Origin of the sequence: Prauserella marina, assembly GCF_002240355.1 — a bacterium.
GTDB lineage: Bacteria > Actinomycetota > Actinomycetes > Mycobacteriales > Pseudonocardiaceae > Prauserella_A > Prauserella_A marina.
In genome coordinates, this window is sequence record NZ_CP016353.1 from 3,432,326 (window position 1) to 3,454,975 (window position 22,650).

Here is a 22,650-nt window from a genome sequence, read left to right on the forward strand (position 1 = left end):
CGGCCGCCACCGGGACTACGCCGTGAACACGAACCCGCGATAGTCGGCGTCCCTGACCGCATCGCACAGTTGGCCGTACGCGGCGAATCCACCGATGTAGGGCATGAACCCCTGTGGTTTGCCCGCGATGTTGGCGCCCATGTACCAGGAAGCCGCCTTCGGGAACAGGGTCGCACCAGCCACTTCGTCGACGTGCCTCGTCCACGCCTCCGCCGCGTCCCGGCGGGACTCGACCTGGGTGAACCCCGATTCGGCACAGTGAAGCAGCAGGTCGATGAGCCAGTTCACCTGCTGTTCGGCGGCGAGGATCATGTTGGCCAGCACCGAGGGACTGCCCGGGCCGGTCAGGCTGAACAGGTTGGGCAGCCCCGGAATCCCCATCCCGAGATAGGTCGACGGCCCGTTGCCCCACACCGTGGAGATGTGGTTTCCCCTCGCCCCTTCGAGGTCGATGCGGGTGAGCGCACCGGTCATGGCGTCGAAGCCGGTCGCGAGCACGAGCGTGTCCAGTTCGTAGTGGGCGTCGCTGGTACGGATGCCGTCGCCGGTCAGTGTCGTGATGGGTTCCCTGCGCAGGTTGACGAGCGTGACGTGCGGCAGGTTGAACGTTTCGAAGTAGCCACTGTCGGTGCAGATCCGCTTGGTTCCGATGGGATGGTCGGAAGGCACGAGGTCGTCGGCCGTGCGCGGATCTCGCACGATGGTCCTGATCTTGGCCTCCGCGAAGTCGCGGGCGAGCCGGTTGACGCGCTCGTCGATGGTCTGCTGGGGGAAGGTTTTTCCGAACAGGACACCGCCCTGCTGCCAGCGAGCCTCGAAGACCTCCCTGCGCGTGTCCTCGTCGAGTTCCAGCGCGCTGTCGGGGTGAGCGTCATGCGGGGAACCCGCGGTGCTCGCCCACGACTTGCGCCGCCGCTGCGGGTAGTCGCGTTGCGCCCGCACCTGGTCGGCGTCGGTGAGCGGCCGGTTGCCCGCGGGGACGCTGTAGTTGGCGGAACGCTGGAACACGGTCACCGAAGCCGCCTGCTCGGCGATGATCGGCACCGACTGGATTCCGGAGGAACCGGTCCCGATCACGCCGACTCGCTTGCCGGTGAGATCCGCGCCCTGTTCAGGCCAGCGCGCGGTGAACAGGACCTCGCCCGCGAAGTCGTCGAATCCGGGCAGCCCTGGCTGATGCGGGGCGGAGAGACTGCCCGTCGCGAACACCAGGAACCTCGTGGAGTACTGGCGCCCGGTGTCCGTGCTCACCGTCCAGGTCGCCGTGTCGTCGCGAAACCGCGCGGACACGACTCTGCTGGAGAATTCCAAGTGCCCTCGCAGGTCGAAGCGGTCCGCGACGTGTTCGGCGTAGGCGAGGATTTCCGGCTGCGTGGCGTAGCGCTCGCTCCACCGCCATTCCCGTTGCAGCGCCTCGTCGAACGAGTAGGAGTAGTCGAGGCTCTCCACGTCGCAGCGCGCGCCGGGATACCTGTTCCAGTACCAGGTTCCGCCCACGGTCGGCGCCGCTTCGACACCGGCGACGCGAAAGCCTGCTTCCCGTGCCTTGTACAGCGCGTAGAGCCCGGAGAAACCGGCGCCGACGACGAGCACGTCCAACCGGGGTGTGCTCATGCCGGCACCTCCTTGTTATCGGTGAGCGCACGGATGTCGCTCCACACCATGTCGCGGGCCGCCTCGGCCGCTCCCAGCGCGACGATAGTGAAGAATCCGTGGAACAGTTCAGGAAAATGCCGGTGCCGCACGCCGATCCCCGCCGAGCGCAGGGTTTCGGCGTAGCGACGGCCCTCCGAGCACAGCGGATCTCTGCCTGCCGTCACGATCACGGCGGGTGGCAGGCCCGCGTGGCGCGGCGCCCTAGACGGGGCGACGTACTCCTCGGGTCGCGGAAGGGCATCGTGCTCGTCGCCGCCGAGGTACTGGCGCCAGTACCAGCGCATCGCCGCCGTGGTGTTGAAGTGTCCCTTGCCGAACCGGCGGTGGCTGTCGTTGTCGAAATCCGGTTCGATGACCGGGTAGATGAGCAGCTGCCCGGCGATCACCGGTCCATCTCGGTCGCGGGCGAGCAGGCAGCACACGGCGGCGAGGTTGCCGCCCGCGCTGTCGCCGGCGGTGAGCAGTTTCGCCGGATCGACGCCGAGCCGCCGCGCGTTGGCCTCGGTCCACCGCAGCCCGGCCAGCGCGTCCTCCGCCGCCGTTGGGGCGCGGTGTTCCGGCGCGCGCCGGTAGCCGACGGACACGACCACCGAGGCCGTACCCGCCGCGAGCAGCCTGCAGAAATCGTCATGGCTTTCGATGTCGCACAATACGAAGCCGCCACCGTGGAAGAACACGATTCCGGGCAGCACCCTGCCCTGGGTACCGCGTGGCCGGTAGACCCTCGCGGGTATCGTTCCGCCCTCGACGTCAATGGTGTAGTCCTCTGTCGCCGCGAGCGCGGCGACTTCCCCGTCTTTCGGAGGGCGGCGCGCCGCGACGGCCGCCCTCGCCGCGCGGCCTGACATCTCTTGTACCGCAGGGAAACCCGAGTCGAGTACCGCGAGCATCCGGTCAACCTCGTCGTCGAACACGATCGCTCCCTTCTCAAGCAAACTATGTCTAGAAGAAATAGTCCGACCCGGCAAGGCAGGTCCCACTGACAAGAACAACGGAGCCGAATCATCGGTATCGTCGGGGCTCGGAGCGCACTGGAAGCGGTAGGGTGCCTGCCATGCCGCACGACGACACCGCAGCCGAATTGCCGACGCTCCGCCCGACGAGCTGGGCGGTGCTGGGATTGCTCTCGTTCGGCGAGGAACTGTCCGGATACGACCTCAAGAAGTGGGCGGACTGGAGCTTGCGGTTCTTCTACTGGGCGCCGTCCTACAGTCAGATCTACGGAGAATTGCGCAGGCTCGAACACATCGGCTATGCGGCGTCGAGGGTCGTCACCAAGGACGACGTGCGCGGCAAACGGTTGTACGCGATCACCCCGGAGGGAGAACAGGCCGTGACGAGGTGGGCCAACGAGGCCCCGCTCGAACCCGCCGTGCTCAAACACGGTGTCATGTTGCGCATGTGGCTCGGTCACGCGGCCGATCCCGCACACCTCAAGGACATGCTCACCGAGCACAGGGCGCAATCGGAAAAGATGCGCGTCAGGGCCGAGGCGGACGCCGAAGGCGCCGAGAGCGAACCGGGCTGGGCGTACCCGCACATGGTCCTCAAGTGGGCGGCCCGCTACTACCAGGACGAGCGCGACAGGGCCGATTCGATGCTCGCCGACCTCGAACTGCTCTCGGCGCAGCGCCGTCGCTCGGCGGCGAAACGCCGCACCAGCGCCCGCCGCACCTCCACCGAACTCCGGTCGCACAAGTCGTGACCGTTCCCGCGCGGAGTCACGCGTGGTGGCACGCCACGTAATGGCCTTCGGCCGCCTCTCGCAACTCGGGTTCCCTTTCCTCGCACAGAGAGGTCGCCAGCGGACAGCGGGTGCGAAACCGGCAGCCGCTCGGCGGCCGCATGGGCGAGGGTAGTTCGGTGTGCGTTTTCGTATTCGCTCGCGCGGCTTGTTTCCGCTGTTGTGGCACGGAATCCAGCAACAGCCGGGTGTAGGGATGCGCCGCGTCGGCGACGAAGCCGGCCGACGGCGCGATCTCGCACACCTTTCCCAGGTACATCACCATCACCCGGTCACTGATGTTCTTCACCACCGCCACGTCGTGCGCGATGAAGACCATGCTGAGCCGGTACCGTTGTCTGGTGTCCTCAAGCAGATTCAGTATCTGCGCCTGCACCGAAACGTCCAGACTGGACACCGGTTCGTCGAGAATGAGCACCTTCGGATCGAGCATCAGCGCCCTCGCGATGCACACCCGCTGACACTGTCCTCCTGACAACTCGTGGGGGCGCCGGTTCCAGACCACGCCTGGATCGAGCCCCACGGCCCGCAGCATGGCCTCGACGCGCTCGCGGCTCACCCGCTCGCCCCTGATGCCGGGCCCCTCGGCGATCAGATCCTTGACCCTGCGCCGGGGATTGAGCGACGACACCGGATCCTGGAAGATCATCTGCATTCCGGATCTGCGCTGCCGCAGGCTCTGTCCGGCGATACCGGTCAGCTCGTCGGAGCCGAGCCGCACCGAGCCCGACGTCGGTGAGGGAAGCTGCATCAGCGCCCTTCCCGCGCTCGACTTCCCGCACCCCGACTCGCCGAGTATGCCAAGGGTCTCGCCGTCGAGCAGGTCGAAGCTGACGCCCGAGACGGCGTGCACGATCTGCTTGCGCCGTGCGGGAAACTCGACGACGAGATCCGCGACGCTGAGCACCGGTTCCTCTCCGGGACGCAGGTGTGCCGTTCCGCTGCCTGCCATCAGTTGTCTCCTTGTCCGACCGGGTGGTGGCAGGCGAACTCGTGCCCAGCCAAATCCGGTACCGGTCGCAGGTGCGGCAGTACCGTCGTGCAGTCGTCCTTCGCGTACTGGCACCGGGGCGCGAAGCGGCAGCCCTTCGGCGGGGCCACCATGTCTGGTGGTGCGCCCCCGATGGCGGCCAGTCGCAGGTGCGGGCGTTGCTCCAATCGCGGGATCGCCCCGAGCAGCGCGTGCGTGTAGGGGTGCCGCGGATCGTCGAACACCGCGTCGGTCGGCGCCGTCTCGGCCAGCCGTCCCGCGTACATGACGGCGACCCGGTCGGCTCGTCCCGCGACGACACCGAGGTTGTGGCTGATCAGGATGATCGCCATGCCCAACTCCGATTGCAGGGTGTCGAGCAGGTCGAGGATCTGGCGTTGCACGGTGACGTCAAGCGCCGTCGTCGGCTCGTCGGCGATCAGCAGCGCGGGTTCGTTCGCCAGCGCCATGGCGATGACGACACGCTGCCGCATTCCACCGGACAGTTCGTGCGGGTACTGCGCGAGCCTGCGCCGGGGGTCGGGGATCCCGACGAGGTCGAGCAGTTCGGCTGCCTTTTCCACGGCCGGTGTCCTGCCGAGCGTCTGGTGCCTTCGCAACGTCTCGGTCAAGTGCGCGCCGACCTTCTTCACCGGGTTGAGCGCGGTCATCGGGTCCTGGAAGACCATGCCGATCTCCGCGCCCCACAAGGCTCTTCGCTCGCGCTGGCCCATCGCGTGAATGTCCTCGCCAGCGAAGCGCACCTCGCCGGTGATGGTGACCGGGCCCCGCGTCGTGTAGAGGCCCATGATGGTGCGTCCCAGCACCGATTTGCCCGAACCGGACTCGCCGACGATGCCGAGGGTCTCGCCCCGGCCGACCGTCAGCGACACCCCGTCGACGGCGGTGACCACGCCGCCGGTGGTGCTGATACTGGTGCGAAGGCCGTCCACGGCGAGCAGCGCCGAGCCGGTGGCCGGGCTGGGGGGCATGAGCACTCCTAGGTCTTCAGAGCTTCGCCTGACGGGAATCGAACCGTTTGCGGGCCTTCTCGCCGAGAACGTTGAACGAGTACACGGTCAGGAACAACACGATGCCCGGCACGAGCACGATGTGCGGGTGCTGCTCGAAGGCGCCTCCCTCGCCTTCGGCGATCATGTTGCCCCACGAGGGATCGGGAGCCTGGATACCGAGACCGAGGAAGCTCAGCGACGCCTCGGCGACGATCAGCACCGACACGATGACCATCGCGTAGGAGGCCAGCGGCAACAACACGTTGGGCAGCAGTTCCCTTGTCATCAACCGCAGGTTCGACGCGCCCATCGCCCTGCCGGCGGTGACGAACTCGCGCTGACTGAAGCTCAGTGTGCTCGCTCTCGCCATTCTGATCATGCTCGGCAGTGCCAGCAGCGACAACGCGAAGGCGATGTTGCGCAGGCTGGGCTCCAGCACGGTCGCCAGCGCGATGAGCAGGATGAGCGGCGGCACGGCCAGCAGCGAGTTGCTGAGGATGCCGGCCACCGTGTCGGTGGCCTTGCGGAAGTAGCCCGCCGCGATCCCGATCGCGCCGCCGATCACCATGCCGATCAGCACGGCGCCGACGGAGACGACCAATGAAGCGCGGGCACCGTAGATCAGCCTTGCCAGCAGGTCGAGGCCGAGGTTGTTGGTCCCGAGCGGGTAGGCGCCGAGCGGATCGGGCCGGGCCATGACCGGGTTGCCGATCGTGGACGCGATGTCCTCGTGCTCGCCCAGCGGCAGCAGCGGGGCCAGAATCGCCGCGCCCACCAAGAGCACCACCCAGATCAGGCACAACCACATCGTCAGGTCGAAGGCGGGCCCGAACCGGCGCTTTCCGAGATTTCCCAGGCCGATGTAGACGAACACGAACGCGGCGAGCACCGCGCCAGCCTGCGCCCAGCCCGTCCCGCGCAACAGCAGCAGTGCCAGCACGAAACCGGTGAGACCGGCGATGAGCGGCAGCAGTCCCCGCCACAGCGCGGGCCCCTCGTCGCGAGGCCCCGGAACGGGTGAGGGGGTTCTGGCAATGGTGCTCTTCGGAAGTTCGGCGAGTTCAGACATGCGCCCTCCGAATACGTGGATCGAGGTAGCCGTAGGACACGTCGATGAGCGCGTTGGTCACCACGTAGATGACCGCGATGATCAGCACCGCGCCTTGCACCATCGTGAAGTCACCGGTGTTGGCCGCGCCGATCACCAGCGATCCCATCCCGGGAAGCGCGAAAAGGTACTCGACGATGACCGTGCTGCCGATCAGCCTGCCGAGACCGATCCCGAGCAGCGTCATGAGCGAGAACGACGAGGGCCGCAGCGCGTCGCTGAACAGGATGTGCACCGTACCCATCCCCTTGGCCCTCGCCGAGAGAATGAAGTCCTCCCGCAGGGTTGTGATGAGGTCGTTACGCAGGATCCTGGTGAACATCGCGGTCTCGGCCAGCGCGATCGTCAGCGCGGGCAGGAACGCGTGATAGAGATTGCCGCCGACGCTTTCGCTCAACCGCGCCCATTCCGCGCGGGGGAACCAGCCGAGCTGGTTGGCGAACACCATGATGATCACCAGACCGGCGAGGAAGCTCGGCACCGACAGCACCCCGAAGGTGCCCGCGCTGACGATCCGGTCGACCCTGCCTCCGGCGTGGTAGGCCGACCACATCGCGAGCGGGATGCTCAGCAGCAATGCCATTCCCATGCCGAGCACGGCCAGTTCGACGCTGACCGGAAGCGCGGCCGCGATGCGTTCCATCACGTCGCTGTAGGGCGGAACGACCGAACTGCCGAGGTCCCCGGTGAGCGCGGCGCCGAGCCAGCTTCCGTAGCGCACCACGAGCGAGTCGTCGAGGCCGAGGTCGGTACGCACGGCGGCGTACTCCTCCTCGCTGTGCCCCTCGCCGAGAATCGTCACGGCCGGATCGGCGTCCATCAGCGACACCAGCATGAAGGTGCCGAAGCTGACCACGATCAGTACCGCGATCAGCTCGGCGAGCCTTCGCACGAGTTTCCCGATCGCCACGTCGTTCACCCACCTCCGGCCGCGTGTCCACAATGGATCCCTTGGCTGTCACGGGCTCCCATGGGAAGCACACCGAATCCACGTCCGGCGCGCCCCGCCGCTCCCATCCGGTCAGAGAAAGGCAGCGGCGGGAAGCGACGGCGAGCGATCAGCTCTTCCACGAGGAACCGAGCAGCACCATGGAGTTCGCCGCGCCGAGGACGCCGTGGACGTTGTCGTTCCAGGTGACAATCTCGGCGAACGGGCCCCACGACAGGAACGGGACGTCCTCGTTGACCTGCCGCTGGATCTCGTCCATGACGGCGAGCTGGTCCTGCTCGGTGGCCGCGGCCTGGAACCGCTCGATCAGCCCGTCCAGCTTGTCGCTGCTGTATCCGCTGTAGACCTGAGTTCCGTTGCTGTGCATCGTCGCGTACATCTTCGAGAACGGGTCGCTCTCGCGGTAGCTCAGTCCCCACGCGACGACGTCGTAGTCCTTCTCGACCGAGATCTTGCTGATCTGGTCGGCCACCGTGCGCGCGAGGTTGGTCGTCACCTCGAATCCGACCGCTTCGAGCTGGGCCTTGAAGGCCAGCGCGGTCGAACGGGACGCGGGATCGGACGCGTCGAGGAACTCCACCTTGCCGTCGAATCCGTCGGCCTTGGCCTCGTCGAGGAGCCGCTTGGCTTCCGCCGTGTCGTGGGCGAGCCCTCCGGTCTCGGTGTGCCATCGGGAGTACTCGGGGAACATCGCGCTGCTGCCGTACCCCGCTCCGTTGAAAGCCCGCTCCATCATGAGCTGTGGATTGGTTGCGAGCTGCATGGCTTTGCGGACCCTGGGATCCTCGCCCGGTCTTCCTCCCGAGGCGTTGATGAGCGCGATGTTGCTCAACGCCACCATGTTGACGTAGGCGGGCTTGTCCTCCCCCAGTACGGTGTCGACCTTGTCGGGGTCGCGGACGAACACCGCGTCGACGCCGCCGGAATCGAGCGAGTCGATACCGGCCTGCTGGTCGGTGAGGTAGGCGAACCGGACTTTGTCGAGGTGTGGTTCGCCCGCCCAGTAGTCCTTTCTCGCGGCGAGCACCATTTCCTCCTGCGGCGCCCAGCGGTCGAGGGCGAACGGCCCGGCCCCCACCGGGGTGAAGGACTCGCCCTCGCCCGCGCTCTCGGCGACGATCATGCCCGGCCCGGTGCTGAGCACGCTCGGGAACGAGGGCCACGGGCCGTCCAGCCGGTACACGACGGTCTTCGCATCGGGGGTTTCGATGCCGGTGACGTTGTCGTTCCACAGCGCGGCTTCCGGCGCGGGCATCCCGGCGTAGCGCTCCTGGCTGAACTTGACGGCCCCGGCGTCGAGCGGGCTTCCGTCGGAGAAGGTGACTCCCTCGCGCAGGGTCAGCGTCCAGGTCGTGCTGTCCTCACCCGCTTCGAGCTTTTCCGCGAGCTGGGGCACGAAGTCCTTTTCCGCGCTGTCGTAGCGCATCAGAGTGTCGTAGATGTTGATCATCTCGATGCCGCCGGTCGATCCGGAGGCGATGGTCACGGCGGGATCGAGCGAGCGTGGTTCGGCGAACGGGGCGAGGCTCAGCGTGCCTCCCTCGACGGGGTCGCCGCCCTTGCCGCCGCCGACGATGCCCTCCTGATAGCTGATCTCCGACGGTTTCCCGGCTCCCGCGCCGGAATCCGGGGCCGCCGCGGAGCAGCTCGCGGTCACCGCGAGCGCGGTCACCATGGCCGCGCCGAAGAACGAGCGCACGGCGGCCGTTCGGGTTCGTTTCATCCGATCCTCCTCATCGAGGCCAGAACAGGGCAGAAGGGTGTGCTACTCGCACCGGGAACGTGATGCGGGGCGCCGATGGCGCGTACGGGTATGGCCGTTGTGCGGTGAACAGACGCTACGACAACGGGGGCGCGTTGTCGTGTCTACTCCAGACCAATGGGAGTCAGCTCGCCATCAGGTCACCGCCGCGCACGAGCCTGCCTGGCAGCTCGCCGGTCGGCTCACCTCCGGTGTAGGTGGGAACACCGCTGACGACGGTGTGCAGGTAGCCCTCGGCGCGCTGGACGAACCTTCGGCCTCCGGCGGGGAGGTCGTGCCTGATTTCGGGACGGTGCAACCGAAGCGATGGCAGATCGATCACGTTGAGGTCGGCCTTGTATCCCTGCCGCAACAGTCCCCTGTCGGTCAGGCCGACCGCCTCCGCCGTGGCTCGCGACTGTCTGGCCACCACGAATTCCAGCGGCAGACGTCCTTCCTGACGGTCTCGTACCCAGTGTTGCAGCAGCGTGGTGGGGAAGCTGCCGTCGCAGATGGTGCCGACATGCGCCCCTCCGTCGGAAAGGCCGGGGACGGTGAAGTCGTGGGCGAGCATGTCCCTGACGCCGTCGAGGGAGCCGTCGACGTAGTTGCTGAAGGGCAGGTACAGCATGCCCGTTCCCTCGCCGGACAGCAGGATGTCGTAGGCGAGTTCCTGTGGAGTACGACCCGTGGCGGCGGCTCTGGCCGCGACCGCCGATGAGGGGTCGGGTTCGTAGTCGGGAGGGTCACCGAGCTCGAACATCAGCTCGTACCTGTCGAGGAAGGCGCCGCCGATGAGGTTGCGCGCGGGTCCCGTTCCCTCGGCCAGTATCGCCTCGCGCACCGCCGGATCGGCCATTCTTGCCGCCTGTTCGGCGACCGGAAGTCCGGCCAGCGTCCGCCACACCGGGTTGGCCGTGAACGGGTTGAGCGTGCAGTCGAGCCCGAGCAGTACGCCGATGCCGCGAGCCGCGACCTGCGCGCGCAGCCGGTGCCCACGGGCGTTGACCTCGGTGAGGAAGTCGAGCGCGGCACGGAATCGCTCGGGGCTGGCGGGGTTTTGGCCGAGTGAGAACGACATCGGCCGCCCGGCCGCGGCGACCATCGCCTCGATGAGCGCGAAGTCGGTCGCGATGGTCTCGTCCGTCCAGTCGGTGACGAGTTGCAGCACTCCCCTGCCCGTCGCGCCGATGGCGGCGGCGATGGCGGTCAGCTCGTCCTCGCCCGCGGCGTAGGAGGGGATCAGTTCACCCGATACGCTCTTGTGGTTGAGCGTGCGCGAGGTGCTGAATCCGAGTGCACCGGCTTCGACGGCCTCGGCGGCGAGTGCGGCCATCTCGGCGATCTCGCTCGCGTTCGCCCGCGCGTGCGCGGCCGCTCGCTCACCCATCACCCGCACGCGCAGCGCCGCGTGCGGGACCTGTGCCGCGATGTCGAGGTCGTAGTTCCGGCCCGCCAGTACGTCGAGGTAGTCGGCGAAGCCGCGCCATTCCCAGCTCAGCCCCTCGGTCAGCGCGACACCGGGAATGTCCTCCACGCCTTCCATCAACTCGACCAGCCGCGCCCTGTCCTTCGGCAGCGCGGGCGCGAAGCCGACTCCGCAGTTGCCCATGACGACGGTCGTCACGCCGTGCCACGACGAGGGCTGGAGCCGGTTGTCCCACGTAGCCTGCCCGTCGTAGTGGGTGTGCAGGTCGACGAATCCGGGCACAACGAGCGCGCCGTCGGCGTCGATCTCGCGCTCGCCCTTGCCGGGCACCCTTCCCACCTCGATGACGATTCCGTCCCGCACGGCGACGTCCGCTGTCCGGGAAGGAGCGCCCGATCCGTCGACGAGAGTCCCGCCGCGCACGACGAGGTCGAAGGCGGTCATCGCGCCTCCTCGGGCCGGTAGCGCAGCAGCGTGGTTCCGGTCGCCTCGTCGGTGTCGAACACGGGCACGACCCGCATGCCGACGGTGATGCCGGAGCGGGTCACGCCGACCAGTTCCGTGCTGACGCGCGGTCCCTCGTCCCATTGGACGACGGCGGGAAACTGCGGCACGGCATCGGCCCACGGCGGTGCGGTCGGGCGTTCGGCGACCGTGTAGGTGTAGAGCGTTCCCCTGCCGCTGATCTGCCTCCACTCCAGGTCGTCGGCGAGCGTGCCGGGCGCGAGGGTGCGGGGATAGAAGACGTAGCCGCCGAGCGAAGGCGAATACTGCACCAGAATGCGGTGTTCGGACAGCGCGTCCCAGAACGGCCGCGACACGGGCGTGGGTTCGGGAAGCGGTTTCGATACCGTCGATCCGGCGGCTGTGCCCGTCTCGCCCATCTCATCCTCCTTGTAACAGCAGTGCGACCTGCTCGCTCATGATTCCGCCGTTGCCGGTGACGAACGCGGTGTCGCAGCGCTCGACCTGCGCCTGTTGCGCCCTGCCCATGAGCTGCCTCGCCCCATCGACCACGTGGTGCATCCCGCCCGCCATTCCGGCCTGTCCGAAGGAAAGCTGCCCTCCCGCCGTGTTGAGCGGAAAGTCGCCACGGAAGGTCAGATCGTGCTCGCGGACCCAGCGCATGCCGGTGCCTTTCCGGCAGAACCCGGCGTCTTCGAGGCTCATGAGGACGGTGATCGTGTAGCAGTCGTAGATCGAGGCGACGTCGACGTCCTCGCGGGAGACACCGGCCATGCCGAACGCGGTGTCGGCTGCCCTGGCGATCGGGGTGTGCACGAGATCTTCGGCGTAGGTGGGGGTCTTGAACGCGATGTGCTCACCGAAGCCGGTGATCCACACCGGACGGTGCCGTGCCTTTGCCGCGAGCCGCTTGCCGGCCACCAGCACGGCGGCCCCGCCCTGTACCGGCATCACGATGTCGAGCTTGCGGATCGGGTCGGCGATGACCGGGCTCGCGAGTACGTCCTCGACGGTCAGCGGCATGTCGTGGAAGATCGCGCCGGGATGAGCACCCGCGTTGGTGCGCTGATCGACGGCGATCTTGGCCGTCGCGACCGGGTCGTAGCCGAATTCGGCGGCGTATCGGTTGGCGATCTGCGCGTACGGCGCGTTCTGTCCCACGTTGCCGTACGGGATCTCGAATTCGGCCTGCGGTGAGCCGAAGTCGCCGCTCGACGCGCCGTACCAGCCCGGTCCTCTTGCCGGTGCGCGCTCCGATGCGGGCAGTACGCTCGATCCCGGTACGACCGCGAGCACCGCGTCGCAGATCCCGAGTTCGACGGCGGCCGCCGCGCGCCACACCATGCCTGCCGCGGTCGCTCCGCCGAGGTCGACCCGCTCGCCGAAGTCCAGTGGCAAACCCAGGTACTCGGCGAGGGTCGCGGGGGCGAACATCGCCGACTCGCGAACGCCATGGGTGACCAGCCCGGTCACGGCACGAGGGTCGAGACCGGCGTCGGCGGTGACGACCGCGGCGAGCTTGGCGTACTGGTCGAGCGTGAACGCGGGCGGCGTCGACCTGGCGCGCTGGGCCGGAAGTTCGGCGATGCCGACGATCGCGGCCTCGCCCTTGAGTCCCATCAGCACCGTCCCTCTCGGCGGGGCAGCGCGACGGTCGCCGTCCCCGGCATCAGCACCCGCTCGCCGCGTCTGCCCTCGACGTCGAGATCGACCAGCCCGCGCTCGCCGTCCTCTTTGGTCGCGGTGACCATTCCACCGAAGGTGAGTTCCTGCCCGGGGAAGGCGACGGCGCGGTTGCGCACCGAGAAGGTGACCAGCCGCCCATGCCCTCCTATCCAGTCGGTGATGGCTCTTGCCAGCAGCGCGGCCTGCAACGGACCGTGCACCAGCACGTCGTCGTAGCCCTCGACATCGCGGGCCCACTCCTTGTCGTAGTGGATGCGATGACCGTTGTAGGTCGCCGCGCTGAAGAAGAACAGCCGCGTCTCGTCGGGGGTCACCACGAGCGACGGGAGCGCGGTACCGACCGCGACGTCCTCGAAACAGACCTGCTCGGCCATGGCCGTTGTCCTTCCCTGCCGGATCGGCTCTCAGGGGCGGGCGATCATCGACGAGGTGGCTTCGGCCACCAGGTCCAGCCGCTGGTTCGTGTAGGTGGTGTGCCAGGTGACCAGGACGAACCGGCCGGAGCGGCCGTTCTTCTCGACGATCGAGGCGGTCGTGCGCACCATCGTGATCTCGTCCCGGTGATAGGCGGGCAGGTGGAAGGTCGTCGATTCGCCACCTGCCATGCGTTTCGGAGCGGCCGGAAAAGCCAGGTTGCCCGTTGCCGCGCCGGACGTGCCGTCCTCGCGCAGACCGCTGAGCGTGCTGACGCCGAGCGCGGCGCATTGCAGGAACAACGGCGGGCACACGATGTCGGCGTAGCCGTGGGAGCGGGCGTAGTCAGGGTCGAACCACAGTGGATTGTGGTCGCCGACGGCGGCGGCCCAGCGCTGCCATTCCCTGCGGTGTACCTCACCGGTCGCCGTGGCGGCCACGGTGCCGACCGTGGCCTCGGCCTCGGCAGGGATCAGCGATTCTCCGGTCATGCCGGGCACCTCTCATGCTTTCTGGTGGTCGGTGATGAGTCCTTTTGCGACCTGGTCGGCGTAGCGGTCTTCCGGCCAGCCGAGCACCTCGCGGTAGACGTACTCGTTGTCCTGCCCGAATCCCGGAAGCGGTCTGCCGTGGCACAGTTCGAAATCCTCGCTGCGCCACGGATGTCCCGGGTACTCGTGCGTCCCGGTGCTGGGATGCTCGCGGGTCCGGAACCAGCCTCGCTCGGCCAGGTGCGGGTCGGTGAGCACGCGCGGTTCGGACAGCACCTCCGCGGCGGGGACTCCGTGCCGTCGCAGCAGGCCGACGATGTCGTCCGGTTCCCGTTCGGCGCACCATTCGCCGATCCGCCGCCTGATCGGCTTCGACCGCGCGCGGCGGTCTTCCGCCGTCGCGCCGAGCGCGGCGAGTCCCGGCAAGGCGAGCGCTCGGGCCAGGGCGGACCAGTCCCGGTCGTCCCGCACGGAGATCGCGACCCAGCGTTCGTCGGCAGCGGTCGGGAACACGTCCTGCACCACGTGCGGGTCGGTGTTGCCGAGCGGGACCGGGTCCCTGCCGTTGACCTGCGCGTCGAGGAAGTACTCGCCTATCTCGGCCATGACGTTCTCCGCCTGCGGGAACTCGATGACACAGCCGCTTCCGGTGTTTTCCCTGTCCCACAGCGCGGCAAGGACGGCGAACGCGAGCCCGGCCGGTGCTGCCTCGTCCATGTGGTAGTTCTCGCCTGCCGAGTCGGGTTCGTGGTCCTCGTACCCGTCCATCGCCGCGATGCCGACGAGCGAGTTGAAGTTCGGCCCGTAGCCGAGGTAGCCGCTCATCGGACCGGTGAACCCGAGCGGCGGCATGCTCGCCACGATCAGCCGGGGGTTGCGTTCCCTCAGTCGCGCGTGCCCGATGCCGAGCTTGTCGAGTACACCGTTGCTGTTGTTCTCCACGAGGACGTCGCTGACGTTGGCCAGTTCCAGTAACGCCTGATGGCCTTCCGGGGTGTCCAGGTTCATGCACGCCGAGAGCTTGTTGCGGGCGTGCCAGTTGAACACCGCCGAGCGGTCGTAGGGCCGGGCACCGGGATCCTTGCCGGGGTAGGTTCCGCCGTGGTAGCCGGTCGCGGCGATGGTTTCCTTGGTGACCTTCGCCGACACCTGCCTGCTGAGCCGGTCGTTTCCCTCGACCCTGATCACTTCCGCGCCGAGGTCGCCGAGCAGCACGGTCGCGCCGGGCCCCGACCACACGACGGTGAGGTCGATGACGCGGATTCCGGTCAGCGGCAGCACGGTGTCGGTGTCGCAGTGTCGCGTCATGCCACTCCCTCGGCGTTTCGATCCCCAGGAGCGCCGAAGTCCGCCCTGATCCGTTCGCCGTGCTGGTCGAGTACCGGTGCGGTGGAGCGCAGCGCGTAGCCACGTTCCATGCGCCACGGCGGCCCCGGGTAGTCGAGCGGTCCCGCGTGCGGATGGTCCGCGCTGACGAAAGCGCCCCGTTCCCGGAAATGCGGGTGCGCCAGCACCTCCGACACCGACAGGTAGGCGGTGACCGGGATCCGCGCCGCTTCGGCGGCCTCCATCGCGGCAACCTTGTCGCGGACGGCGAACCAGCCGGCGACATGGTCGAGGAAGTTCTCGCGGTCGGCGCCACGCACGGTCTGCCGGTCCCGGTAACGGTCGCGGAAGCCGGGATCGTCGGCACCGACGAGGTCGACGAACCGGTTCCAGAAAGCCTGATTCGTCACGTACACCATGACGAAGCCGTCGCGGGTCCGGAACGGGCCCGTGAACGTCGCGCCGTGCCGGTGCGGGCTCCGCGCCCCTCTCGGCGCGACCATGCCGGAGTAGGCGGCCGACAACAGGTACGACGCCCTGCGGTCTGCTCCGGCGAGCAGGACCTCCTGCCCCGAAACGTCGATCGTGGCACCGAGTCCGCTTCGCCGCGCCCTCAGCACGCCGGCCATCGTCGCTTCTCCCGCCATCCTGCCGACCGTGTAGTGCTCAAGCAGTCCGGGTTTGCGCAATGGTGCCTCACCGGCTTGGCCGGTGGCGTTCATCGGCCCTCCGGTCGCCTGTAGAACCAGCCCGCTGGCCTCCCTGTCCCTGTCAGGGCCGGTCTGGCCGAACGCGCTGATCCTGGTGACGACGAGCGCCGGGTTCCACGAGCGCAGCACCTCCGGGCCGATCCCGAGTCGTTCGAGTCCTCCCGGCCGGAACGACTCGACGACCGCGTGCGCCGACCGGACCAGCCCGGCCAGCAGGTCGTGCTCGGTGCGCAGATCCATCGCGATGGAGCGTTTGTTCGTGTTGAGGTGCAGGAAGAGCGCGCTGCGCTCAGGATCGGGCCGGTCGCCGGGAAACGGGCCCCACTTTCTCGTGAGGCTGCCCTCGCCTGGTCGTTCGACCTTCACCACGTCGGCGCCGAAGTCGGCGAAGAGCTTGCTCGCGAACTCACCGGCGACCCAGCGGGAGAGGTCGAGCACCCTGATGCCGGAAAGGACCTGCTCAGTCAAGGCCGACCTCCTCGCGAAGCCAGCCTGCCGCGGTGTCGGCCGTCCCGCCGAAGGTGCCGAGCGAGCGCGCCCGCTCCGACCACAGGTGCAGATCGGTGTCGAGTACGTAGCCCATGCCACCGTGCAACTGGTGTGCGTCGAGGGTGACGCGCCTGCACGCCGAGGCGGCGTGCATCCTGGCTATCGCGGTTTCCCTTGTCGCGCACCGGCCCTTGCCAAGCCAGAACACCGCGCTCCTTGCCGCGAGCCGCGCGGCGCCGAGCGCGATGTGCATGTCGGCCACGATGTGCTGTGCTGCTTGGAAACCCGCGATCGGCCTTCCGAACTGGTGGCGGCTCGTCGTGTACTCGACGGTGGCGGCGAGGACGGCCTCGGCACCGCCGACGAGGTCGAGGCAGCCCAGCGCGACGGCCGTGTTGGCCAGCGCGCGCAGTTTCTCCGCCGACAGCCCGTTCTCGTCTTCTCCCGCCATGACGTCGATCGCGGCCACCTCGACGTCGCTGAGCACGACGCGGTGCCACGCGCCGTGCCTGGTCGGGCGCGCTTCGATGCCGACTCCGTCGGCGGAGGTGTCGACCACGAGCGCGACGGTGCGGCGTGGTTCGCCGGGGTCGGCAGCGGCGTCCACGGTCGCCGCGACGAGCAGGACGTCGGCGAGGTCGGTGTCGGGAACCCAGTCCAAGGTCCCGTTGACCGTCCACGCGCCGGACGAGGTCGCGCGGGCCGCGCGGACGCCGGGTGCCTGGACGGCGGCGTCGGCCGCTGCCCACAGTGCCGTCGTCGCCCGCAGCTTTCCCTCGGCGAGCGAGGTGAGGTGACGGGAGCGCTGACCGGCATCGCCGAGCCGGTCCACTCCCAGCCCGAACAGCACCGTGTTGGTCACGATCGTCGGGCACAGCGCCCTTCCCGCTTCCTGGAAGCACAGGCCGAGTTCAGGCAGTGTTCCACCGGCTCCGCCGTGTTCCTCGGCGAAGGCGAGACCGAACAGTCCGGCGTCGGTCAGCGCCTGCCACAACCGTGCGGGAAACCGGCTCGCCCCTTCACTGCCGAGTTCGCGCACAAGACCGGTGGGGCATTCGGCTGCGAACAGTTTCCGCATCATCGTGGTCAGGTCGTTGTCCTGTTCGCTCGCGACGAGTCGCACCGGTTCCTCCTCAACGTCCGTAGCCGGGCATGCCATGTCCTCGCTGGGCGATCACGTCGCGCAGGACCTCGTTGGTTCCGGCGCCGAATCTCAGCAGAGGTGCCGAGCGGTACAACCGCTCGAACTTCCCGTGAAGCGGGCCGGACGCGCCGGTGAGCAGACCGGTGGGCCCGAGCAGATCGAGTGCGACCGTGGCGATGCGCTGCCGCAGTTCGCTCGTGAAGATCTTCTCGGCGCTGACCTCGACCGTCGGGATCGTGCCTTCCTCAAGCAGCGACGCCGCCTCGTATCCCATCAGCGTCGCGACCTCGACGTCGGCGTCAAGCTCGGCTATCCGCCGGTACACATCGGACGGTCGGTGCGGCGATGCCGATTCCCGCGCGATCGCGAGCAGGTCGTCGACGGCCCTGCGCAGATCGCCCGCGTTGGTGAGCGCGCCGCGTTCGAGATCGAGCGCGCCGGTGATGTAGCGCCAGCCCTTTCCCTGTTCGCCAACGAGGTTGGTCGCCGGAACGCGGACGTCGTCGAAGAACGTCTCGTTCGTGCGGTATCCCGACCAGGCGACGAGTGGCCTGATCGTCACTCCCGGTGTGTCGACGGGAACGATGATGACCGAGATTCCCTTGTGCCTTGACTCGGACGGGTCGGTGCGCACGCACAGCCATTCGTGCGTCGCCCTGTGTGCTCCGCTGTTCCAGATCTTGCTGCCGTTGACGACCCACTCGTCGCCGTCGAGTACCGCGCTCGTACGCAGGCTCGCCAGGTCGGTTCCCGCGCCGGGCTCGGAATAGCCCACCGCGCAGACGAGCTCACCGCGAGCGATCGGCGGAAGGAATTCCGCTTTGTTGCGCGAAGTTCCGTGTCGCATGATCATCGGCGCGACCGACGTCACCGTCAGATCGGGACCGGGCACGCCCCAGTATTCGAACTCGTTCACCAGCAGGTGCTGGTGAACGGGACCAAGGCCGAGCCCGCCGTACTCGGTGGGCCAGTTCAGCCCGAACCAGCCTTTTTCCCCGATCTTGCGCCGGAAATCGGCCACCTCACCGTCCACGACGTCGAGGTCGTGTTCGGCGAGTTCGGCACGCAATGCGCCAGTGACGTTGTCCCGCAGGAATTCCCGTACCTCGTCGCGCCACGCACGCTGTTCGGCGTCGAGCTCGAAGTCCACGAAGCCACCTCGATCCGCAAACCCGGAGTATTCCGATTAGGCATAGTGAGTCAAACCTAGCAATTGCTTGGTGTCAACCATCGTGACGAAAGGCAAGCAAATGCTAGGTTGGCCCGAGGGAGCGACGAACGGGAGCACGCCATGACAGCGATGCACAGTGATCCGGACGTGGTCGAGGTCGGCGAAAAGACCGCGCGGCCCAGCGTGATCGAACGCGTGACCCAGATACTCGACGTATTCATGATGGGACCGGAGCGCTTACTGCTGGAGGACATCACGAGGGTCACCGGCCTTCCGAGGTCGACCGCGTTCCGGATCCTCAGTCAGCTCGTCGGCCTGCAATGGCTGGAGCACGACAATCGCGGATACCGGCTGGGCACCAGACTGCACGGGCTGGGCGCGCGGCGTCACGACCACGGTGACGTAAGGGCAGCAGCGGCGACGGCACTCAACGATCTGCATCTTGCGACCGGAGCGGTCGCGCACCTCGCGGTGCTGGAAGGCGCAAACGTCCACTATCTCGACAAGATCGGTGGCGCGGCCGCGGCTTCGGTGCCGTCCGGGGTCGGGTCCCGCGTTCCCGCTGACGCGGCGGTGACCGGACTGGCGATGCTGGCCTGCCTTGTCCCGGAACAGGTCGACACCCTGCTGGCGATCTCACCAGGTTCGCGCTACCGCGAAGCGGCCGTCCTCGCGAAACTGCACCGCAAGCTCGGCGCGATCAGGCAACGGCACGGACTGGCCTTCGCGCCTGCCTCGCGCTGCCCGCTCGGCATCAGCGCGGTCGCCGCTCCGGTCGTCGGCCCCGACGGGGCCGTCGGAGCGATCTCGGTGGCCGGCAAGGGCCTGCGGTTCGAAACCGTCGCGCCGATGGTCATGTTCGCGAGCCGTCGCACCGCACGCACCATGTTTCCCGGCAAGGCTCGCGGGCAGGGCGGGAATACCACTGCCCGGCCTTTCGCCGCCCAGCGGAGCCCAGACGCTCCATTGTGGACCGCGAAACCGGGGCGCTAGGGAAGGTAGCCGGTGCGCGACACCGGTTCGAAGGGCCCTTCTCGCCGGGCCGCCGCGAGCCGCAGGCCGTCCAGCAACGCGGTGCGCAGTTCGCCCGGTTCGATGACCTCGTCGTAGGTCACCGAACCGGCCAGCCGCCATGGGCCCGCGCTTTCGGCTTCGAGCAACGCCTTTCTCGTCCCGGGGTCGGCCTTGGCCGTCGCGCCGCCGACGGCGGCCGGGATCGCCCCCAGCGTCGCGCCGGGAAAAGCCAGTGAGACGGTCTGGTTGTCGTAGGCGTTCATGCCCATCACCGACGAGCCGAATCCGAACACCTTGCGCAGGGTGACGTGCAGTTTCGGAACGTGGGCGCGATGCTGGGCCGCGAACATCCGCGCACCGGCCCGCAGGATGCCGTCCTTTTCCGACGCGCTGCCCGCGAGCACCCCGGGATTGTCGGCCAGCAGCACGAGGGGAAGGTGAAACGCGGTCGTCCGCTCGACGAACCGGGCCGCCTTGTCGGCCGCGCGGACGTCGATCGCCCCCGCGAGGACGGCCGGCTGGTTGGCCACGACCGCGACCGGAACTCCGCCGAGCCTGGCGAAAGCGGTCAGCAGCGAGGTTCCGTACCTGGCGTGCGGCTCGCACACCGAACCGGCGTCGAACACCTCCTTGATGACCGCGCGCATGTCGTAAGGTCTGCGCGCGTCGGGAGGAACGATGTCCAGGAGTGCGGGCACCGCCCGGGGTTCCACGTCCTCTCCCGCGTTCACCGGCGGCCGCTGCCACGCGCTGGACGGCAGATAGCTCAGGTAGCGCCGTGCCGTGTCCAGCGCTTCGAGCACGGTCGCGGCGACGTGGTGCGCGAGCCCGGAACCCTCCGCGTGCACGGTCGTGCCACCCAGTTCCTCCTTGGTGACGCGCTCCCCCACCGAGGCCAGCACCAGCGGAGGACCCGCGGTGAACAGCGACGCCTGACCCTCCACCATGATCGTGAAGTCGGCGAGCGGCGCGGTGAGCGCGCCGTGACCCGCCGAAGGACCGGTGACCACCGCGATCGTCGGCACGAGCCCGGAAAGCTCCACCAGCGCCTGCAAGTCGCCTGGCGCGGGGCGGTGCGGGGTGAGCGCGTTGGTTGCCCTGTGTCCCGCTCCCTCCAGCATCAGCACCAGAGGCAGCCGTTCTTGCCTCGCCAGCGTCGCGAGCCTCGCGCGCTTGGACGCGGCGGCCGTACCGATCGAGCCTCCCGCGACGGTGAAGTCCTCTGCCCCGACGAGCACGCCCCTGCCGTCGACCGTGCCGGAGCCGGCGACGAAGGCGTCGGCTGGGATGGTGCCGTCACCGGCGAGGGTGCCGAGTTCGACGAAGCTGCCCTCGTCGAGCAGTGCCTCGACCCGGGCTCGCGCGGGCAGGCCGCCGCGCGCCTTCACCCTGGCGAGCTTGGCCTCGCCGCCCATGGCTCTCGCACCGGCCCGCCGGGTGGCCAGTTCGTCGAGCAGCGGCAGCCATTCCTCGCGGTATCCGGTCACGGCAGCCGCACCTTCGCCCTTTCGACCTTGCCGGTCGCGTTGCGCGGCAGTTCACGCGTGGTGAGCAGCCACCGGGAGGGCACCTTGTAGCGGGCGAGCCTCGCCAGCAGGTGTTCGCGCAGTTCGGTTTCCGACACCTCGCCCTCGGCGCGCAGCACCACGACCGCGCCGACCTCCTGGCCGAGATCGGGATGGGCGAGGCCGAGCACGATGCACTCGCGCACCGAGGGATGCGCGGCGAGCTGCGTTTCCACCTCCGCCGGGTACACGTTCTCCGCGCCGCGCAGGATCAGATCGGAGCGCCTGCTCGACACCCGCAACGCCCCGCCGGACATCGTGCCGAGATCGCCGGTGCGAAACCAGCCGTGCGGCGCGCTCGCCGCCTCGGTCGCCTCCGGATCGCCCCAATAGCCGAGCATGAGCTGCGGGCCGCGCAGCCAGATCTCACCCTCGGTCCCCTCCGCGACGGGTCTGCCGTCGGTGCCCCTGATCTCCACGCTCATGGTGGGGACGGGTCTGCCGACGGTGTCCGGGTCCGCCCGGAGTTCGGCGGCCGAGGCGAGGGTGGCCGCCGTGGAGGACTCGGTCAGCCCGTATGTCGTGCCCAGCGTCTTTCCAGCCGAGGGCAACACTGCTCGCAGGCGTTGCTTGAGCGCGGGCGAAGAGGGCGCGCTGCCCACCGAGATGGTGCGCAGCGAACTGAGGTCCCTTCCTCCCCCTCCCGGTTGCTCCAGTCGTTCCACCAGCCGCGACACCATCGTCGGTACCGCGCCCCAGTTGGTCACCCGCTCCTGCTCGATCAGCGCGACCACCCTGTCGATGTCGAACTTGCCGAGGTGGATGACGGCGGTGTCGCCGACGGCCAGGCGGACGACGGCGAGGTTGTGCAGCGCGGCGATGTGGAACAGCGGTGTGGCGAGCAGGAACCGGCGCCCGGCCTGCGGATGGCCGAGTTCCGCCGCGATCGCGTCGTTGAGCAGGTGGAACCAGCAGGCGGCGATGACGTTGCGATGCGAGTGGGTCGCGCCTTTCGCCCTGCCGGTCGTGCCGCTGGTGAACAGGATGACAGCCGGGTCGTCCTCGTCGACGGTGAGCGAGGGCAAGCCCGCGCCCCGGTACTTCGCGACGAGCGCGGGCAGGTCCCGCTCCACCGAGAGCAGCGGGATGCCGGACGCGCCACCGCGCGCGGCGCGGCGCTCGTCGGCCACGAGCACGACCGGCCTGGTCAGCGAGAGCCCGTAGCCGATCTCGTCTCCGGCCCACATGGAGTTCATGCCGACGGCGACGGCGCCGAGCGCGACGGTGGCCCAGAACGCGATGATCCACTCCGGGCCGTTGGCCGCGCACAGCGCGACCCGGTCACCTCTGCCGACGCCGTACTCCTCGCGCAACCCGGTGGCCAGCGCGGCGACGGCGGCATGGTGTTCGGCGAAGCTGATGCCGCCGTGCTCCGTGACCAGGTAGTCGGCTTCGCCGAACGCGGTCGAGGCACGCAGCAGTTCGCCGAGACACCGCTGCCTGCCCGCGAACACGGGAAGCGCCTCACCGCGCACGTCTTCCGTGCGAATCTCGAAGGGCGCTCCCGGCGCGGTGAGCTTCGCCAGCGCCTGTTCACGGGTGCTCATCGGTTCGTCTCCCTTCCA

The 22,650-nt window shown here is 68.5% G+C and carries 20 protein-coding genes; 2 read left to right on the forward strand and 18 right to left on the reverse strand.

Annotation, left to right across the window (positions count from 1 at the left end; genetic code table 11):
• Positions 1–15 precede the first annotated feature (15 nt).
• Together BAY61_RS16060 and BAY61_RS16065 are read right to left on the reverse strand one after the other, a co-directional pair.
• Positions 16–1,614 carry a flavin-containing monooxygenase gene (locus tag BAY61_RS16060; RefSeq protein WP_091804636.1) on the reverse strand — a complete coding sequence of 533 codons (1,599 nt, stop codon included), beginning with the start codon at positions 1,612–1,614 and terminating at the stop codon, positions 16–18.
• On the reverse strand, positions 1,611–2,570 hold the full coding sequence (locus BAY61_RS16065) for an alpha/beta hydrolase (RefSeq protein WP_211323574.1): 960 nt from the start codon (positions 2,568–2,570) through the stop codon (positions 1,611–1,613). Before BAY61_RS16065 ends, BAY61_RS16060 begins: the two co-directional genes overlap by 4 nt.
• A gap of 140 nt (positions 2,571–2,710) precedes the next feature.
• Between BAY61_RS16065 and BAY61_RS16070 the strand changes: the two genes are divergently transcribed.
• Entirely contained in the window at positions 2,711–3,361 is a 651-nt protein-coding gene (locus tag BAY61_RS16070; RefSeq protein WP_091804639.1) for a PadR family transcriptional regulator, read from the forward strand.
• 16 nt (positions 3,362–3,377) lie between these two features.
• Here BAY61_RS16070 and BAY61_RS16075 read toward each other — a convergent pair whose 3' ends face one another.
• The 14 genes from BAY61_RS16075 to BAY61_RS16140 form a co-directional block, all read right to left on the reverse strand.
• Positions 3,378–4,352 (reverse strand): ABC transporter ATP-binding protein, encoded by a 975-nt coding sequence (locus BAY61_RS16075; protein ID WP_091804642.1) that lies wholly within the window; start codon positions 4,350–4,352, stop codon positions 3,378–3,380.
• Complete coding sequence (locus BAY61_RS16080; RefSeq protein WP_091804644.1) at positions 4,352–5,362, reverse strand: ABC transporter ATP-binding protein; 1,011 nt, start codon at positions 5,360–5,362, stop codon at positions 4,352–4,354. Before BAY61_RS16080 ends, BAY61_RS16075 begins: the two co-directional genes overlap by 1 nt.
• 16 nt (positions 5,363–5,378) lie before the next feature.
• Positions 5,379–6,452: an ABC transporter permease gene (locus BAY61_RS16085; protein WP_091804647.1), complete on the reverse strand. Its 1,074-nt coding sequence runs from the start codon at positions 6,450–6,452 to the stop codon at positions 5,379–5,381.
• Complete coding sequence (locus tag BAY61_RS16090; RefSeq protein ID WP_176879707.1) at positions 6,445–7,401, reverse strand: ABC transporter permease; 957 nt, start codon at positions 7,399–7,401, stop codon at positions 6,445–6,447. Before BAY61_RS16090 ends, BAY61_RS16085 begins: the two co-directional genes overlap by 8 nt.
• A 148-nt stretch (positions 7,402–7,549) precedes the next feature.
• Entirely contained in the window at positions 7,550–9,163 is a 1,614-nt protein-coding gene (locus BAY61_RS16095) for an ABC transporter substrate-binding protein (protein WP_091804650.1), read from the reverse strand.
• Between the two features lie 163 nt (positions 9,164–9,326).
• Entirely contained in the window at positions 9,327–11,054 is a 1,728-nt protein-coding gene (locus BAY61_RS16100; protein ID WP_091804654.1) for an N-acyl-D-amino-acid deacylase family protein, read from the reverse strand.
• On the reverse strand, positions 11,051–11,494 hold the full coding sequence (locus BAY61_RS16105) for a Zn-ribbon domain-containing OB-fold protein (RefSeq protein ID WP_091804657.1): 444 nt from the start codon (positions 11,492–11,494) through the stop codon (positions 11,051–11,053). Before BAY61_RS16105 ends, BAY61_RS16100 begins: the two co-directional genes overlap by 4 nt.
• Before the next feature lies 1 nt (position 11,495).
• Positions 11,496–12,695, reverse strand: a complete 1,200-nt coding sequence (locus tag BAY61_RS16110) for a thiolase family protein (RefSeq protein WP_170140196.1) — start codon at positions 12,693–12,695, stop codon at positions 11,496–11,498.
• Positions 12,695–13,135 carry a MaoC family dehydratase gene (locus BAY61_RS16115; RefSeq protein WP_091804660.1) on the reverse strand — a complete coding sequence of 147 codons (441 nt, stop codon included), beginning with the start codon at positions 13,133–13,135 and terminating at the stop codon, positions 12,695–12,697. Before BAY61_RS16115 ends, BAY61_RS16110 begins: the two co-directional genes overlap by 1 nt.
• 30 nt (positions 13,136–13,165) lie before the next feature.
• A complete protein-coding gene (locus BAY61_RS16120) occupies positions 13,166–13,666 on the reverse strand; it encodes a MaoC family dehydratase (RefSeq protein WP_091804662.1) in 501 nt (166 codons plus the stop codon).
• A 12-nt stretch (positions 13,667–13,678) separates the two neighbouring features.
• Positions 13,679–14,974: a CaiB/BaiF CoA transferase family protein gene (locus BAY61_RS16125; RefSeq protein WP_091804665.1), complete on the reverse strand. Its 1,296-nt coding sequence runs from the start codon at positions 14,972–14,974 to the stop codon at positions 13,679–13,681.
• Positions 14,971–16,170: a CaiB/BaiF CoA transferase family protein gene (locus tag BAY61_RS16130; protein WP_170140197.1), complete on the reverse strand. Its 1,200-nt coding sequence runs from the start codon at positions 16,168–16,170 to the stop codon at positions 14,971–14,973. Before BAY61_RS16130 ends, BAY61_RS16125 begins: the two co-directional genes overlap by 4 nt.
• Entirely contained in the window at positions 16,163–17,314 is a 1,152-nt protein-coding gene (locus BAY61_RS16135) for an acyl-CoA dehydrogenase family protein (protein ID WP_211323575.1), read from the reverse strand. Before BAY61_RS16135 ends, BAY61_RS16130 begins: the two co-directional genes overlap by 8 nt.
• 10 nt (positions 17,315–17,324) lie before the next feature.
• Entirely contained in the window at positions 17,325–18,485 is a 1,161-nt protein-coding gene (locus BAY61_RS16140; RefSeq protein ID WP_091804675.1) for an acyl-CoA dehydrogenase family protein, read from the reverse strand.
• Between the two features lie 141 nt (positions 18,486–18,626).
• Here BAY61_RS16140 and BAY61_RS16145 point away from each other — a divergent pair, with 141 nt between their 5' ends.
• Positions 18,627–19,499, forward strand: coding sequence for an IclR family transcriptional regulator (locus tag BAY61_RS16145; protein ID WP_211323576.1), 873 nt, complete (start codon positions 18,627–18,629; stop codon positions 19,497–19,499).
• Here BAY61_RS16145 and BAY61_RS16150 read toward each other — a convergent pair.
• Together BAY61_RS16150 and casG are read right to left on the reverse strand one after the other, a co-directional pair.
• Positions 19,496–21,007, reverse strand: a complete 1,512-nt coding sequence (locus BAY61_RS16150; RefSeq protein WP_211323577.1) for an acyl-CoA carboxylase subunit beta — start codon at positions 21,005–21,007, stop codon at positions 19,496–19,498. The two genes, BAY61_RS16145 and BAY61_RS16150, sit on opposite strands and share 4 nt — an antisense overlap.
• On the reverse strand, positions 21,004–22,632 hold the full coding sequence (casG, locus tag BAY61_RS16155; RefSeq protein ID WP_091804678.1) for a steroid-24-oyl-CoA synthetase: 1,629 nt from the start codon (positions 22,630–22,632) through the stop codon (positions 21,004–21,006). The genes BAY61_RS16150 and casG overlap by 4 nt, the downstream gene beginning before the upstream one ends.
• Positions 22,633–22,650: the final 18 nt, after the last annotated feature.